Source organism: Pelovirga sp. C15f (assembly GCF_057178085.1).
Genome location: NZ_JBXUCV010000004.1, coordinates 206,720 through 222,415, shown reverse-complemented (window position 1 = coordinate 222,415; position 15,696 = coordinate 206,720). Strand labels below are relative to the sequence as shown.

General features: G+C 55.6%; 14 protein-coding genes. All 14 read left to right on the top strand.

The window, feature by feature from the left end; translation table 11 throughout:
* Positions 1–121 precede the first annotated feature (121 nt).
* The gene (ndhC, locus tag AC1931_RS11530) at positions 122–562 is read left to right on the top strand and encodes an NADH-quinone oxidoreductase subunit A (RefSeq protein WP_483877418.1); all 441 of its coding nucleotides are present in this window, start codon (positions 122–124) and stop codon (positions 560–562) included.
* The gene (locus AC1931_RS11525) at positions 559–2,940 is read left to right on the top strand and encodes an NADH-quinone oxidoreductase subunit B/C/D (RefSeq protein ID WP_483877417.1); all 2,382 of its coding nucleotides are present in this window, start codon (positions 559–561) and stop codon (positions 2,938–2,940) included. Before ndhC ends, AC1931_RS11525 begins: the two co-directional genes overlap by 4 nt.
* A 7-nt stretch (positions 2,941–2,947) precedes the next feature.
* A complete protein-coding gene (nuoE, locus tag AC1931_RS11520; RefSeq protein WP_483877416.1) occupies positions 2,948–3,460 on the top strand; it encodes an NADH-quinone oxidoreductase subunit NuoE in 513 nt (170 codons plus the stop codon).
* Positions 3,457–4,734: an NADH-quinone oxidoreductase subunit NuoF gene (gene nuoF / locus AC1931_RS11515; RefSeq protein ID WP_483877415.1), complete on the top strand. Its 1,278-nt coding sequence runs from the start codon at positions 3,457–3,459 to the stop codon at positions 4,732–4,734. The genes nuoE and nuoF overlap by 4 nt, the downstream gene beginning before the upstream one ends.
* Positions 4,735–4,744: 10 nt before the next feature.
* Positions 4,745–7,099 carry an NADH-quinone oxidoreductase subunit NuoG gene (gene nuoG / locus AC1931_RS11510; RefSeq protein WP_483877414.1) on the top strand — a complete coding sequence of 785 codons (2,355 nt, stop codon included), beginning with the start codon at positions 4,745–4,747 and terminating at the stop codon, positions 7,097–7,099.
* Positions 7,092–8,084, top strand: coding sequence for an NADH-quinone oxidoreductase subunit NuoH (nuoH, locus tag AC1931_RS11505; RefSeq protein WP_483877413.1), 993 nt, complete (start codon positions 7,092–7,094; stop codon positions 8,082–8,084). Before nuoG ends, nuoH begins: the two co-directional genes overlap by 8 nt.
* A gap of 4 nt (positions 8,085–8,088) precedes the next feature.
* Positions 8,089–8,619 carry an NADH-quinone oxidoreductase subunit NuoI gene (gene nuoI, locus AC1931_RS11500; protein ID WP_483877412.1) on the top strand — a complete coding sequence of 177 codons (531 nt, stop codon included), beginning with the start codon at positions 8,089–8,091 and terminating at the stop codon, positions 8,617–8,619.
* The gene (locus AC1931_RS11495; protein WP_483877411.1) at positions 8,616–9,143 is read left to right on the top strand and encodes an NADH-quinone oxidoreductase subunit J family protein; all 528 of its coding nucleotides are present in this window, start codon (positions 8,616–8,618) and stop codon (positions 9,141–9,143) included. The genes nuoI and AC1931_RS11495 overlap by 4 nt, the downstream gene beginning before the upstream one ends.
* Positions 9,140–9,445, top strand: a complete 306-nt coding sequence (nuoK, locus tag AC1931_RS11490) for an NADH-quinone oxidoreductase subunit NuoK (RefSeq protein WP_483877410.1) — start codon at positions 9,140–9,142, stop codon at positions 9,443–9,445. Before AC1931_RS11495 ends, nuoK begins: the two co-directional genes overlap by 4 nt.
* Positions 9,445–11,304 (top strand): NADH-quinone oxidoreductase subunit L, encoded by a 1,860-nt coding sequence (gene nuoL / locus AC1931_RS11485; RefSeq protein WP_483877409.1) that lies wholly within the window; start codon positions 9,445–9,447, stop codon positions 11,302–11,304. The genes nuoK and nuoL overlap by 1 nt, the downstream gene beginning before the upstream one ends.
* Before the next feature lie 64 nt (positions 11,305–11,368).
* Positions 11,369–12,847, top strand: a complete 1,479-nt coding sequence (locus AC1931_RS11480) for a complex I subunit 4 family protein (protein WP_483877408.1) — start codon at positions 11,369–11,371, stop codon at positions 12,845–12,847.
* The gene (locus AC1931_RS11475; protein WP_483877407.1) at positions 12,844–14,259 is read left to right on the top strand and encodes an NADH-quinone oxidoreductase subunit N; all 1,416 of its coding nucleotides are present in this window, start codon (positions 12,844–12,846) and stop codon (positions 14,257–14,259) included. Before AC1931_RS11480 ends, AC1931_RS11475 begins: the two co-directional genes overlap by 4 nt.
* A 37-nt stretch (positions 14,260–14,296) precedes the next feature.
* Positions 14,297–14,698, top strand: a complete 402-nt coding sequence (locus AC1931_RS11470; protein ID WP_483877406.1) for a CoA-binding protein — start codon at positions 14,297–14,299, stop codon at positions 14,696–14,698.
* A gap of 131 nt (positions 14,699–14,829) precedes the next feature.
* A complete protein-coding gene (locus AC1931_RS11465; protein ID WP_483877405.1) occupies positions 14,830–15,678 on the top strand; it encodes an HDOD domain-containing protein in 849 nt (282 codons plus the stop codon).
* Positions 15,679–15,696: the final 18 nt, after the last annotated feature.

Genomic DNA, 15,696 nt, shown 5'->3' with positions numbered 1-15,696 from the left:
TTGAAAAAAAACAACTTTTCAACACATGCCTTCTCTGATTGATGACAGATGTGGTAGTATCCTTCGCGAGTTCACCCACGAGGGTTTTAGGTAAAAAGTTTCCCCCTTTGCTGGAGCTATCATGTCCCTCCCAGATGCAGGCACTGTTTCCCCCCCGGTGACCCCGGCCGGCATCGAAGGTTTCATTTCCTTCGCCCTTTACAGTGTTATTGCCGTAAGCTTGATTCTGCTGCTGATGTTTCTCGCCTGGTTTCTCGGCCAGCGCACCACATCGGCAGAAAAAAATGCTCCATATGAGTCCGCTGTTGATCCGATTGGTGATGCCCGCCTAAGTGGTCCGGTACCTTTTTATCTGGTGGCTATCTTTTTTATCATTTTTGATCTGGAAGCAGTGTTCATTGTGTCCTGGGCCGTCGCCTACGATCTTCTCGGCTGGAGCGGCTTCTGGCAGATTTCCTTTTTTATTGTCAATCTTTTCTTAGGCCTGGTGTATCTTTGGAAGATGGGTGCACTGGACTGGGGCGTACAACCCGCGCGTAATCGGCGCAGGAGATCTTCATGAGCGAAAAACTTCCGCAAGGGGTGCTGCTCACCCGTGCCGATGACCTGATCAACTGGGGACGCAAAAACAGCCTCTGGCCTATGTTTTTCGGACTGTCCTGTTGTTTTGTTGAGATGATGACAAGTATGACGCCACGTTTCGACCTGGCGCGTTTCGGTGCTGAAGTGTTGCGCGGCACACCGCGCGAGTCGGATGTGATGATTATCTCCGGCACCCCGTTCAAGAAGATGGGCGCTTCGATCCTGCGCGTCTATGAGCAGATGCCTAACCCCAAATGGGTGATCGCCATGGGCAGCTGTGCCAATTCCGGTGGCATGTACGATGTCTACAGCGTCATTCAGGGTGTCAACCAGATCCTGCCGGTGGATGTCTATATCCCCGGTTGCCCGCCGCGCCCCGAAGCCTTTTTACAAGGGATTATCGAGCTCCAGAAAAAGATTGTCGCCGAAGAGCAACCGGCCCGTAAAGTATTTGGTATGGCTGGTGGCAGTGAGGGCACAACGGTTCCGCCGCTGGTCGATGGCGTCACCAAGAGCCGTGATCCCCGCGGTCCGGGCTACGGTAATACCCCGCTGCGTGGAACCGTGCAGCAGCCACCTGAATTCACTCACAACCGCAGCGTCAACAGCTGGCGACCGCCGCAGCCCAAGCAGGATTTTCCGCCATCGGCGGAAGCCGTCTATCGTGATGTTCAGGAACGCTTCAAAGGGGAAGTGACGATTGATCCATTAGCTGCTGACATGCCGGTGCTGATCTGTCCGGTGGCGCGAATCAGAGAGCTTCTGTATTTTCTCAAGCATGAAGCGGTTATCAAATATCAGCGCCTGGAAGATCTTACCGCCATTGATGAACGCATGCGGCGGCAGCCCCGCGATCATCAGTTTACCCTGGTCTACCACCTGCTCAACTTCAGTGATCCCGGCTATCTGCGCATCAAGGTGCCCCTGACCGGTGAATACCCGCAAGTCCCAACGATTACCGAAATCTGGCCGTCGGCCGGCTGGTATGAGCGCGAAGCCTTTGATATGTTCGGCATCACTTTCTCCGGCCATAAGGATCTGCGGCGGATTCTGATGCCGGCCGCCTGGGAAGGCCATCCCCTGCGCAAGGAACATCCGTCGCGTGCTACCGATATGCCCCCCTTTACCGTCGATACCGCCATGGACTACATTCCGGTGGCAGCGGATAAACTGGTGCCCTTGCCGGGAGCCGACGATGGCAGCATGGTGCTGAACCTCGGGCCGCATCATCCCGGGACCCACGGGGTTTTGCGTGTAGTGTTGCGGATGCAGGGGGAAGAATTGACCGATATCGATGTCGATCTCGGATATCACCACCGCGGTGCCGAAAAGATCGGTGAGCGCCAGCACTGGGCGCAGTTTATTCCCTACACCGACCGCATCGATTATCTCTCCGGGGTCCAGAACAACCTGGCTTATCTGCACTCCCTCGAAACCCTGCTCGGGGTGTCGGTTCCAACCCGCGCTGATTATGCCCGGGTGATGTTGTGTGAGCTGTTCCGCCTCGCCAGTCATCTGGTCTGGCTCGGCACCTACGCCCACGATGTCGGAGCCATGACCCCGGTCTTTTACTGTTTTGATTCGCGCGAAAAGATCTTTGACATCGTTGAGATGATCACCGGCGGGCGCATGCATCCTTCCTGGCTGCGCATTGGTGGCCTGCCGCTGGATCTGCCTGAAGGCTGGAAGCAGAAGGTTGATGCCTTTACCGGTGACTTTGACAAGCGCATCAACGAGCTTGACAGTATGCTCACAGATGGCCCGGTGTTCCGTGGCCGTAGTGAAGGGGTGGGCATTGTCAGCCTGGATGAGGCCCTCGATTGGGGGTTCTCCGGTCCCAACCTGCGTGCCAGCGGCTCCAACTGGGATCTGCGACGGACCATGCCCTACAGCGCCTACAATGACTTTGATTTTGACGTCGTCAGTTTTACCGGCGGGGACTGTTTTGATCGTTACCGCGTGCGCCTGGAGGAACTGCGCCAGTCATTGCGCATTGTCAAACAGGCGGCTGAACGGATGCCGGGTGGGCGCTGGATGACCGATGATTACCGCTACGCCTATCCGCAGCGCGGTGACGGTCTGCATGACATTGAAAGTCTGATTCATCATTTTGTCAATGTGTCGAGCGGCCCGGTCGCTCCGGTCGGCGAAGTGTATCGGGCGACGGAGTCGAGCAAGGGTGAGTGCGGCTACTATCTGGTCAGTGATGGTGGCAGCAGCGCCTACCGTTGCCGGATTCGCACCCCGTCGTTTGCCCATATGCAGGCGTTCTCCTGGATCTGCAAAGGGAGCATGCTGGCGGATATGATTGCGGTGATGGGGTCGATTGATTTTATCTTGGCGGATCTTGATCGTTAGGGGCGTTATGACACCGATTGAAATACAGACAACCAGTCATCTGCTTGATCAACAAGCGCTGGCTGAATTTATCCGTCATGCCGGCGAAATTGAGCATCCACGTGAGATGATTATCGACGTTTTACGTGCCATTCAGCTGCATCACGGCTGGGTTCCGGATGAAGGGGTGGAGCTGACGGCAGCGATCCTTGGCCTGACTCCGGTTGAGGTTGAAGAGATTGCGACCTTTTATGACAAGATTTTTCGCCGCCCGGTTGGTCGTTTTGTCATTCATCTATGCGATTCCGTCTGTTGCTGGACCCGGGGAGCCGAAGAGATTGCCGCTCATCTGCAAAAAACATTGAATATCGAATTTGGTCAGACGACGCAAGACGGACTTTTTACCCTGCTGCCATCCTGTTGCCTGGGGTGCTGTGGTATTGCTCCGGCGGTGATGATCAAACAGCAGTTTTACGGGCCTCTGACCCCGGAAAAGGTCGATGAACTGATCGCGACGCTGCGCCAGGAGGGGTCGGCATGAGTCAGACAACCCAGCTGCTGTTTAAGAATCGGGTTCCGGGGAAAACCGTTTTTCTCAAGGAGTTCAGTGCCACTGGGGGCTATCAGGGACTGAACACTGCTATCCGGACCATGTCCCCGCTGGAGATTCGTGAGCTGGTCAAGGCTTCGGCCTTACGCGGACGCGGCGGAGCCGGCTTTCCCACCGGTGTCAAATGGGGATTTTTCCCGGCCGACAAGCCGGGCATTAAATACCTGGTATGCAACTGTGATGAAATGGAGCCGGGCACCTATAAGGACGGTGTACTGCTGGGAGCCGATCCGCATCAGCTGATCGAGGGGATGATCCTCTCAGCTTTTGCCCTGCAGACCCAGGTGGGTTATATCTTTATTCGTTATGCGTATGAAAAACAGGCGGAAAATCTGCGTCGCGCCATTGCTGAAGCAACGCAGGCCGGTTATCTGGGAAAAAACATTCTCGGCAGCGGTTTCGACTTTGAGCTTCATGTCCATGGCAGTGCCGGCCGCTATATCCTCGGCGAAGAGACTGCACTGCTCAACGGCCTTGAGGGGATTCGTCCCAACCCGCGGTTAAAGCCACCTTTTCCGGCGGTGCGCGGTCTCTTTGGCCAGCCGACGACGGTCAACAATGTCGAAACGATTGCCAATATTCCGCACATTGTTACCGGTGGCGCCCAGTGGTTCAAAGAGCTGGCCCTGACAACGGATGGCTCGGGAACCAAGCTGTTCGGGCTGTCGGGACATCTCAATCGCACCGAGTGCTTTGAGCTGCCGGTCGGGATCAGTCTGCGTGAAGTGGTGGAAACCTATGGTCAGGGAATGTGGAAAAACAAGCAATTCAAAGCCTGTCTTCCCGGTGGCGCCTCAACCCCCTATCTGACGCGCGAGCACCTGGACGTCCCCCTCGATTTTTCCTCGCTGGAAAAGGTCGGCAGCCGTTTCGGTACCGCCGGCGTGACGGCCTTTGATGAAGACACCTGTATGGTCGCCGTGACCCTTAACCTGATCCGTTTTTTTGCCCGAGAAAGTTGCGGCTGGTGTACTCCCTGCCGTGACGGGCTGACCATGGTGCGCTGGTTGCTTGAGATGCTTGAATCGGGCAAAGGCACGCCTGAGCATCTTCAGATGCTCAAGGATCAGCTTAAAAATATCTCCGGCAAGAGTTTCTGCGCACTGGCAGAAGGGGCGATGGGGCCGGTGGCCGGTCTACTGAACCACTTTGAACAGGAAATTGTTGATCACATTGAGCGCGGACGTTGTCCGTTCAGTAACTAAGAAGCTGACTATGCCGACACTGACCATCGACAACCAGACAATTACCATCCCCGAGGGGAAAACCATCCTTGAGGCGGCCGAAGCCCTTGGTATCATGGTCCCCCATTTCTGTTATCACAAAGAGCTGGGCGCCGTCGGGTCATGCCGCATGTGTGCGGTAACAGTTCATACCGGTCCCATGCCGGGTCTGAAGATGGCCTGTCTGGTTGCGGTAGAGGACGGGATGGTGGTCACTACCGGAGATGAAACGTCGGTGACCTTCCGTGAGCGCGTCGGCGAATGGCTGATGCTCAACCACCCTCATGATTGTCCGGTCTGCGATGAGGGCGGTGAATGTCAGTTGCAGGAGATGACCATCTCCAGTGGCCACGGCATTCGTCGTTATCAGGGGGGCAAGGGAACCTATACCAACCAGGACCTTGGACCCTTTATCGCTCAGGAAATGAACCGCTGCATCCAGTGCTATCGCTGTGCGCGCACCTACAAGGACTACTGCGGTGGCCGTGATTTCGGCGTGATGGGTTCGCGCAATCGGGTGTTTTTCGGACGCTTCAAGGACGGGATGCTGGAAAGCGATTTTTCCGGCAATCTGGTTGATCTGTGCCCAACCGGGGTTTTTACCGATCGCACCTTCCGTTTCAAATCACGGGCCTGGGATCTGGAACAGGCTGACTCCGTTTGTCCCCAGTGTGGCGTTGGCTGTGCGACCATCCCCGGAGGTCGCCTGCGCGAACTGCAGCGGGTACGCAGTGGTGATAACCCGCAGGTTAATGCGACCTTTATCTGTGACCGTGGCCGTTTCGGCAGTGGCTATGCCAATCACCCCGAGCGTCCGCGCCAGGCACGGCAGGGGGACCAGATCATCAGTGTTGCCGATGGCCTGGCGATCCTTGAGGAGCAGATTCGTACCGCGGTAAAGCAATATGGGCCGGAAGCGGTGCTGCTGGTTGGTTCCGAGCGGGCTTCTTTAGAAGCCAATTGGCTGTTGCAACGCACGGCCAAACATTTTGGCTGTCGTGTTCCGGTGCTTAATGCCCATCGTCGCCGTCATCAGACGGCGCAGATGGCGGCTTTTGATTTATCCGAGCGCCTGGCTTCATTGCAGGATATTCGCTCCAGCGATCTGGTGTTGGTCTGCGGGGTTGATCCTCTGGCCGAGGCTCCGCTGCTGGCACTGGCCCTGCGTCAGGCGGTACGCAAAGGTGGCCGGGTGGTAGTCTATGACCCGCGTCCGGTAGAACTGCCTTGCGATGCCGATCGGGTAGCTATTACGCCGCTGGCTTTGCAGGAGCTGCTTGACGATGGAGGTGTCGAGGGACGTCACCTGCGCGATTTGTTTGGACAGGCAAAGAACCCGATCATTGTTGCCGGTGCCGATCTGCTGGGTCTTGCCGGGTTACAGAAAATTCAGAAATGGGCTGAAAAGACATCGAATGCAGAACGTCCCTGCCTGGTTTATCCGGTACTTGCCGGACCTAACAGTTTTGGCACGGCATTGCTGAGTCTGCCGGAGCAGGATGATCTGTTGACCCGTCTGGATAGTGGCAGGGTCAGGATGCTGGTCTGTGTGGAAGCTGATCCCCTGTTGGAGGCTCCCGAGGGTGAGCGTTTTGCGGCCGCCCTGACCAATCTTGAACAGGTGGTGGTGCTCGATTATCTGCCAACCTCGTTAAGTCGGCATGCCAATCTGTTTATCCCTACCTGCCCGCCGGTTGAGGACAGTGGAACCTTTATCAATAATGAAGGGCGTTTGCGTCGTTTCCAGCGGGTACTTAAACCAGGCTTGAGTCTGGCCCGGACAGTGGCCGGGGAACATCCGCCGCGCGAGTTTTCCCTGGGCACCCCGGGCAGCGATCCGCAACCGGCAGCCCTGTTGCTGCAACGTCTGATCGGCCAGGAGCAATCCCTGACAGAACTGCATCTCCAACTGGTGCAGGAACAACCACGTCTGGCCGCTTTGACCAGGCTTAAAGCGGGAGAAGCAGGATCACGGGTGCCCTCTGCCGTGGCGCGGCCGCAATCCAGTGGTCAGCTGCCTGAGCAACCGGCGCAGACCCTCGAACTGGTCGTGTCACCGGCACGTTATGGTGGCGATCTGTTCAGCCGCTATGCACCTAAGCTGGAACCCCGCAAACGGCCACCATCTTTCTATCTGCATCCTGATGAGCTTAAGGCCCACGGGTTGAAAGACGGTGATAATGCCGTTGTTGAGACCGACTTTGGCAGCTTTAAACTACCTGTGCGCAGTCAACCCGACATGGCTTTAGGTTGTGTGCTGGTTGAAAGCAGTGAGGCTTTCCCCCAGTTAATACCGGGGGCGGGGCTCAGCTATTGTGTCATCAGTCCTGGAGGTGCCGATGAGTGAAATGCTGGTAACTCTGGCTCTGATCCTGGGAAAACTCCTGTTTATCTTTGGTGTTGTCCTGTTTATGGCCGCCTATCTGGTGCTGGCAGAACGCAAGATACTCGGACGCATGCAGCTGCGTTATGGCCCCAACCGGGTCGGGCCGTTTGGCTTGATGCAGCCCCTTGCCGATGTCATCAAACTCTTGACCAAAGAGGACTTTGTCCCGGCGCGGGCCGACAAGTGGTTGTTTCTGGTCGCGCCGGGGATTACTGCGGTCACGGCCCTGCTGGTTTTCGCCGTGATTCCTTTTGGCCCGACGCTGGAAGTCTATGGCCGGCAGGTTCCCCTGGTGGTGGTTGATCTGAATATCGGGGTACTGTATTTTCTCGGTGTATCATCCATGGCGGTCTATGGTGTGGTACTCGGGGGGTGGGCTTCCAACTCTAAATATTCCCTGCTTGGTGGTGTTCGCGGACTGTCGCAGATGGTCAGCTACGAACTCTCTTTGGGCCTGTCGCTGGTGCCGGTTATTATGATGGCCCGGTCATTTTCGTTGACAGATATCGTTATGGCTCAGCAGTCGCTCCCCTTTATGCTGCTTAATCCGGTTGCCTTCGGGGTCTTTTTTATCTGTGTGTTGGCGGAGAGCAACCGTATTCCTTTCGACCTGCCTGAAGCGGAAAACGAACTGGTTGGCGGCTTTCACACCGAATACTCAGGGATGCGCTTCGGCCTGTTTTTTGTTGGTGAATACATCAACATGGTGGTTCTCGGCTCACTGGTGACGGTCTTTTTCCTCGGTGGCTGGCACGGCCCCTGGTTACCGCCGCTACTCTGGTTTTTATTCAAGGTTCTGGCGGTGTGCGCCATGTTCATCTGGATCCGCGCCAGCATGCCGCGCCTGCGTTACGATCAATTGATGAATCTGGGCTGGAAAGTTCTTCTACCCCTGTCGCTGGTCAATATTCTGGTGACCGGCGCGGTCTTGTTGGGATTGGGTTAACAGCATGCATGTTGTCAGAGGAATTCGCGGAACCTTGCAGCCCTTCTGGGTGACGTTGCGCAATATGTTCCGTAAACCGGTGACCATTCAATACCCGGAAGAGAAACAGCAGCTCCCCGAACGCTATCGGGCGCGACTGATCTTGACCCGCGATCCGGACGGGGCCGAACGCTGTGTCGCCTGTCATCTGTGCAGTGCCGCCTGTCCGGTCGATTGCATCTCCATGCAGGCAACCGAAGCGCAGGACGGACGTCGTTATGCCGCCTGGTTTCGGATCAATTTTACCCGCTGTATTTTTTGCGGACTCTGTACCGAGGCTTGTCCGACCCTGGCGATCCAGGTAACGGCAGATTTTGAACTGGCCGGGCGCGATCCCTTGAAGCTGGTGTACGAAAAAGAGGATTTGCTGGTCGATCACTGCGGCAACAACAAGAGCTATAACTTCTATCGGCAGAGCGGGATCGGCGTTGCTGCGCCACGCGGTACAAACCCCGGTGAAACTCCCCCGGCGGATGTCAAGGATCTGATGCCATGATTGCGACCCTCATGTTTTATCTGCTCGCTGCTGTGGCCCTGGGAGCAACCGGGATGGCTATTATCCAGCGTAACCCGGTCTATGCTGTGATCTATCTGGTCAAAAGTATCTTCGCCCTGGCGCTGATTTTTTATCTATTAGGCGCTCCGCTGGTGGCCGCTTTACAGGTCATCGTTTACGCCGGTGCGGTCATGGTGCTGTTTCTGTTTGTCATCATGATGCTTGAGATCACACCGACCAGTGCCACCGAAGCTACCGCTCCGGGATGGGCTCAGTGGGTTCCGGTGCTGTTTCTGGCTCTGACCCTGGTGTCCCTGACCCTGATCTTGATCGGGCTTGATCCGCTGGCCTCTGAAGGGGTGCCACGCTGGCATGCCAGCCCCCGTGATTTTGGTTATGCCCTGTTTAAAGAATATGCGCTGGCGGTCAAGATTATTTCGTTCCAGCTCTCCTTTGCAGCGGTAGGGGCTTTCCATGTCGGCAGGACCGAGCGCAGGCGCGCGCGGCAGGAGGATGAATCATGATTGTGCCGATGGAACATCTGCTGGTTCTTGCAACCCTGCTCTTTGCCCTGGGTCTGGGGTGTGTGCTGGTTCGCCGTAATCTGATTATGATTCTGATCGGGGTAGAGATCATGATTAACTCTGTCGGCCTGGTGCTAATCGGAGCTTCGGCTTTCTGGCAGCAGGTCGATGGCCAGATCATGGTGTTGATCCTGATGGCTATTACAGCTGCCGAGGTGGCTATTGGTCTGGCCCTGGTGGTTTATCTTCACCAGCAGAAAAAGAGTATTGATGTCGGTATTTTCGATGAGATGAGGGGCTGATGGATATTCTTCTGACCCTGATACTGCTGCTCCCATTGGCTGGTGGCGTTGTCAATGCCTGCTTCGGTAAGCGTCTGCCGCGGCCGGTGCCGGTGTTTATTGCCTGCGGAGCAGTGATCGGCAGTCTCCTTGCCGCCCTCGGCAGTTTTACCCTGGCCACGGGCGAAGGCTATCGGCTGGTGCTGTTTACCTGGCTGAAAAGTGGTGATTTTCAGGCCGATGTCGGTCTGCTGTTCGACCCGCTGGCAGCGATCATGACGCTGATGGTAACCGGTGTCGCCAGCCTGATTCACCTCTATGCTGCCGGCTATATGGAAGATGATTCCGATCAGGTACGTTTTTTTGCTCTGCTCAATCTGTTTGTTTTTGCCATGTTGACGATTGTCCTGGCCGACAACCTGCTGTTGCTGTTCCTTGGCTGGGAAGGGGTTGGTTTTTGTTCCTACGGCCTGATCGGTTTCTGGTATCGCAAGACCGAAAATGCCGATGCCGGGCGCAAAGCCTTCATCGTCACGCGGATTGGAGACCTGTTTTTTGCGGTGGCGCTGTTGTGGTTGTTTGCCCTGTTTGGAACCATCAGCATCGAGGGGATTAATGCCCAGGTGGCGGGGTTGGATGCGACCACTATCACCCTGCTCAGCCTGCTCCTTTTAATCGGCGCCTGCGGCAAGAGCGCCCAGCTGCCGCTGATGAGCTGGCTGCCGGATGCGATGGCCGGGCCCACTCCGGTGTCGGCACTGATTCATGCAGCCACCATGGTCACCGCCGGGGTTTATCTGCTGTGCCGCATGTTCCCCCTGGTTTCGCTATCACCGTCGGCAATGGCTGCCATTGCCCTGGTTGGTATCACGACGGCTCTGTATGCTGCCACTTGCGCCCTGGCGCAAAATGAAATCAAGCGCGTGCTGGCCTATTCCACCATGAGTCAGGTCGGGTACATGTTTCTTGCGGTCGGACTGGGAAGTGTCTCGGCGGCGATGTTTCATCTGATCACCCACGCTTTTTTCAAGGCGTTACTCTTTATGGCTGCCGGCTGTATTATTAATCTGGCCGGCCACGAAAATGACATCCGCCGCATGGGTGGCATGCGCCAGCGCTCCCCTTTGGTGTTCTGGCTGTTTATTGCCGGACTCTTGTGCCTCGCCGGGGCACCGTTAACCAGCGGCTTCTTCTCAAAAGATTTGATTCTGGCAACCGCCTTTGCCCAGGGTGACGTCTTCCACCAGGGGCTGTATGGCCTGGGGGTGGCGACTGCGCTTCTGACGTCGTTCTATTGCTTCCGGCTGGCCTACCTGGTGTTCGGCGGCGATTATCGCGGTGATGAACTGCCCCATGAACCCAATGGCTTGATGCTATGGCCGTTGTTGCCGCTGGCATTGTTGGGCCTGGGCGGCGGGCTGCTCAATCTGCCCCATCTGTTTGCCGGCGAGTCCTGGCTCTCGACTTGGCTTGGCCGCGAACAGGATGTCTTGCATCTGACCATCGCCAGCGAATATCTGCTGATCGGAACGGCTCTGACGGTTTTTGTCCTGGGCTGGTTGCTGGCAGCTTTGCGTTATCGTCGTTATACTCACCGGCCGGGATCCGCAGCAGGTGAATTTTTGCTCAGTGGCTGGCGCGCTGACGACCTGTTTGATCTGCTGCTGGTGCGGCCGTTCAAGAAAATCGGGCGCTTTTGCTCTCAGGGCGTAGAGATCGGACTGATTGAAGGGGTGCTCAGTGGCACCGTCCGTGGTTGTAACGATCTGGGAACGCGCCTGCGTGGCATGGGTGCCGGCAAGGTTAATCTTTATCTGCAGGGTCTGGTGTGGGGCTTTGTAGTGATTGTCGGGTGGTTTTTATTGCGTACCCTGGTTTAGAAACGTTTTATCAAGGAATGTATCTGATGTTGATATTGCCGGAAAGTAAAGGATAACTGCAATCATGGCGATTGACTTTCCCCTGTTAAGCCTTGTGTTGTTTACACCGTTAGCGGGTGCCCTGTTGTGTCTGGTGCTCGGGATGGGAAACAGCACGGCCCCGCGTTGGGTGGCACTGGTGACCGCTGGCAGCGTGTTTGTTTGCAGTCTGCTGGTGTGTCTGCTACAGACACCGAGCGCGGGTTGGTTGCTTTATGAGGATTATCGCTGGATTGAGCAGTTCGGCATCCGCTATACCCTGGGGCTTGACGGTCTTTCGTCGGTACTGATTCTGTTGACGGCTTTTCTCCAGGTGCTGGCGGTGCTGGTATCCTGGCGCCAGGAACGTGCGCCCGGCGCCTATTTTGCCCTGCTGCTGGTGCTTCAGATGGCAGCGATCGGGGTTCTGCTGGCTTTGGACCTGATTCTCTTCTATCTGTTCTGGGAACTGATGCTGATCCCCATGTTCTTTCTTATCGGTGTCTGGGGTTATCAGCGGCGCTTTCAGGCTGCGGTTAAATTTTTTCTCTATACCCTGATTGGCAGTTTGTGTCTGCTGCTGGCAGTGATCAGCCTGTATCTGCTGCACGGGGATCAGACCGGCACCTATACCTTTGCCCTGGAAGCTTTAAAACAGACCGAGTTAAGCACAAGCCAGGAATTGATTTTCTTCTTCTGTTTCATGGCGGCTTTTGTAGTTAAAGTCCCCCTGTTCCCCTTTCATAGCTGGCTGCCCGATGCCCATGCTGAAGGTCCGACTGCCGGTTCGGTTGACCTGGCCGGTCTGTTGCTCAAAACCGGGGTCTACGGCATGATCCGCTTTGCCTTTCCGCTGTTTCCCGTTGCGGCCCAAAAAGCCCTGCCGTTGCTGGCGGTACTGGCGCTGGTGGGGCTCTTCTATGCCGCCTGGGTGGCTTTCCAGCAGGTCGATATCAAACGGATCGTCGCCTTCTCGTCGATCTCGCACATGGGGTTCGTTATTCTTGGTCTGGCGGCCTGGAACCAGACCGCCTGGGAGGGAAGTTTGCTGCTGATGGTGAATCATGCGATAACGACGGCGGGGCTGTTTGCCGTGGTCGCTATGATCGAACAGCGTACCGGTACCCGCAGTCTCGATCACCTGGGTGGGCTGTGGAAAAGCCATCCGAATATGTCGGCGTTTTTTCTGCTGTTCAGTATGGCGTCCCTGGGTCTTCCGGGACTGGCAAACTTTGCCGGAGAAATACTCATCCTTATCGGAGTGTTTACCGTCAAACCCCTGTGGGCGGTGATTGCAGTAGGCGGCATCCTGTTTTCTGCAACCTATACCTTGCGATTGGTACAAGGGACCCTGTGGGGAAACAATTGTGAGCCTCATGACAAACAGGATCTGCACTCACGTGAATGGCTGGTATTAATTCCCCTGGCCGTCCTGGTGGTAGCTCTGGGATGTTACCCGCAACCGGTGCTTGACCTGCTACGAGAACCCCTGAGTTCCCTGCTGCTGGTGGGAGGGATGCCATGAACCTGGAGTCGTTACAGTCATTACTCCCTCAGATTCTGCTGGCTTTGGGCTCAACCGCCATCCTCCTGGGTGGCGCCTGGGTGCGCAACCGGCGCCTGTGGCTACTTGTTGGTAGCATGGTGGCTGTTGTTGCCGCCCTGGCGGCGGTTTTTGTTGAACCGGCACAGGTTGATATCCTCGGCATGTACTCGGCTTCTGCCTATGCACGCTTTTGTACAGTGCTGTGGTCGTTGACCGTTGCCGCGACCCTGATCATCAGCTGTCGCTACGTGGATATTTTCCGTTTTGGGGGCGGTGAATATGCGTCGTTGATGCTGTTTGCGGCGGCTGGGATGAGTCTGCTGTCGGCGGCAACCTCTTTCGTTGGATTGTTTCTCGGGCTGGAGGTGCTGACCCTGGCTCTGTACATCCTGATTGCCTTCCGTCATGGTGACAGCCGGGGCGCGGAAGCAGGAATGAAGTATCTGGTATTTGGCGCGGTGGCAACGGCTTTTCTGGCCTTTGCTATCGCTCTCATCTATGCCGCGACGGGTACCTTTAATCTGCGGGCGGCGGCCATCGGTTTGCAGCTCGATGGTAGTTTGCGCCCTCTGGGGCTGGCCGGCTGGGCGCTGCTGCTGGTGGCTGTCGGTTTTAAAGTTTCCCTGGTGCCATTTCATCTGTGGACGCCCGATGTTTATCAGGGAGCTCCGGCGCCGGTCAGCGGTCTGCTCGCAACCGCCGCAAAGGGCGCTGTACTGGCAGCGTTTCTGCCGTTACTGGTGATGACCGGCGAAGGGATAGCGGACATCAAAGCGATTCTCTGGCTGCTGGCGATTGCCACCATGCTGGTTGGGACTTTTGCCGCATTGCCTCAGACCAATATCAAGCGCATGCTTGCTTATTCTTCGGTTGTGCACATGGGCTATCTGATGATTGCTCTGATTGTCGCCGGGGAAGATGGCAGCCGCGCCCTGCTGTTCTATCTGGTGGTTTATTCCCTGGCAACCTTCGGCGCCTTTGGAATTGTAACTACCTTTGCGGATGAGAATGGCGAGCTGCAGGACTATGACGATCTCCGTGGTCTGGCTGCACTTCACCCGCGCCGCTGTGCCCTGCTCTCGGTATTTTTGTTGTCCCTGACCGGGATCCCACCGCTGGCCGGGTTTTTTGCCAAGTTCGGACTCTTTCAGGCGGCATTTCGCGGCGGCTATGCTGAATTGGCAGTGATCGGGGTAATCGCATCGATCATTTCAGTGTACTACTACGTGCGACCGGTCATCGCCTTATATGCTGCCGAATCAGCGTCTGTCTGTCGCGATGTTGCGGCCCAGTCGGAAACCCTGTTGCTGGTCGGTTGTGCGGCAGTTATCGTCATTCTGGGTGTCTACCCGACTCCCTTGCTGACACTGGTGGCACAGATTATTCCCTGAGAACAGCACGCATGATTAAGCAATGAGGATACCGCTTATGTCTGTTGACGCAAAAGTTAGTCAATTCCTCCAGTCTGAAGTTTTTGCCGTAGCTGGGGCATCATCAAAACCGGATAAGTTCGGTAATAAAATCTTTAAATGCTATCAACAAAAAGGTTATCAGGTGATACCGATTCATCCCCTGGAGAAGCAGATCGAGGGGGTTGCCTGTGTTGCCAATGTTGCCGACCTTCCTGCCGAGGTGGTCAGCATCTCGGTGGTCACGCCACCTGCTGTTACCGAGAAACTGGTGGTTCTTGCGGCAGAAAAAGGGATCAAGAATATCTGGATGCAGCCTGGAGCTGAAAGTCCGACTGCCGTGGCATTTTGTGAGCAGCAGGGGATTAACGTCATCGCGGATGGTACCTGTGTACTGGTTCGTTTCGGCTGTCACCATTAAACCGGACAGCTAGATATCATCTTAGTAAAACCCCTGGCCGACTGTCCAGGATAACAGCCTCTTTAAAGGGCTTTGCAGTACCACCCTTTTTGCCATAAAAAACGCAAATATCAGCTCCGTGGATAGGTTGGATGTTCAGAGATTTTGAGTCCATCGTGAAAAACATGGGTGATCTGCCCCCTTCTCCCGTGGTGGCTACCCGGTTGCTGGAGCTCTTGCGCGATCCGGAGTTGCGGATTAAAGATCTGGCCAACGCTGTTTCCCTGGATCCGGTTATCTCGGCTAAACTACTCAAGATTGCCAATTCCGTTATGTATCATCAGGTCAAGCAGGTCAGTTCCGTTGATCGCGCCTTGATTGTGGTTGGGGAGAATGTTCTCAAAAATCTCGCTCTCGAATATAGTTTGCGCAGTACTCAGAAAACCTATGGGTTGCTGGAGCGAAAACTCTGGGAAAACTCCATTGGTTGCGCTGTCGCAAGTCGCATGATTGCAGATAAACTGACGGATCTGGACAAAAGTGAGGCCTATCTTGCCGGGTTACAGCGCCATATCGGTAAAGTAGTGATGATTAATCGTGACAAGGACCGCTATCGCGAAGTGATGCAGATTGTCGAGCGGGGAGAAGGAACCTTGCGCGATGTCGAGCGCGGCCTGTTCGCCTATTCTCACGAACTGGTCGGTGCGGCGCTTCTCGATTTCTGGAATTATCCGAAACGGATTGTCGATGCAACCCTGTATCATCACGACCTTGACAAATTACGACAGCTTGATGAAGCAACTTTCACCTTATGTGCAGTTATTTCTCTGGCAAGCAGTTTCTGTAGCTATTTTGGTATTGGTTTTGAGCAGGCGAAAGAATTTGATTTGACCCTGAGCGACGGCTCGTTGGCCCTCGAAGCCAATCCAATGGTACTGGAGGATCTGAAAGAGCAGTTCTACCCGGAGTTTGTAAAGGAGCGCAATCTTTTTCTGACGTAACAATGAGCCAGCTGTACG

Coding starts and splice junctions, on each gene's coding strand:
- ndhC (WP_483877418.1), top strand. CDS start 122: ATGTCCCTCCCAGATGCAGGCACTGTTTCCCCCCCGGTGACCCCGGCC.
- AC1931_RS11525 (WP_483877417.1), top strand. CDS start 559: ATGAGCGAAAAACTTCCGCAAGGGGTGCTGCTCACCCGTGCCGATGAC.
- nuoE (WP_483877416.1), top strand. CDS start 2,948: ATGACACCGATTGAAATACAGACAACCAGTCATCTGCTTGATCAACAA.
- nuoF (WP_483877415.1), top strand. CDS start 3,457: ATGAGTCAGACAACCCAGCTGCTGTTTAAGAATCGGGTTCCGGGGAAA.
- nuoG (WP_483877414.1), top strand. CDS start 4,745: ATGCCGACACTGACCATCGACAACCAGACAATTACCATCCCCGAGGGG.
- nuoH (WP_483877413.1), top strand. CDS start 7,092: ATGAGTGAAATGCTGGTAACTCTGGCTCTGATCCTGGGAAAACTCCTG.
- nuoI (WP_483877412.1), top strand. CDS start 8,089: ATGCATGTTGTCAGAGGAATTCGCGGAACCTTGCAGCCCTTCTGGGTG.
- AC1931_RS11495 (WP_483877411.1), top strand. CDS start 8,616: ATGATTGCGACCCTCATGTTTTATCTGCTCGCTGCTGTGGCCCTGGGA.
- nuoK (WP_483877410.1), top strand. CDS start 9,140: ATGATTGTGCCGATGGAACATCTGCTGGTTCTTGCAACCCTGCTCTTT.
- nuoL (WP_483877409.1), top strand. CDS start 9,445: ATGGATATTCTTCTGACCCTGATACTGCTGCTCCCATTGGCTGGTGGC.
- AC1931_RS11480 (WP_483877408.1), top strand. CDS start 11,369: ATGGCGATTGACTTTCCCCTGTTAAGCCTTGTGTTGTTTACACCGTTA.
- AC1931_RS11475 (WP_483877407.1), top strand. CDS start 12,844: ATGAACCTGGAGTCGTTACAGTCATTACTCCCTCAGATTCTGCTGGCT.
- AC1931_RS11470 (WP_483877406.1), top strand. CDS start 14,297: ATGTCTGTTGACGCAAAAGTTAGTCAATTCCTCCAGTCTGAAGTTTTT.
- AC1931_RS11465 (WP_483877405.1), top strand. CDS start 14,830: ATGTTCAGAGATTTTGAGTCCATCGTGAAAAACATGGGTGATCTGCCC.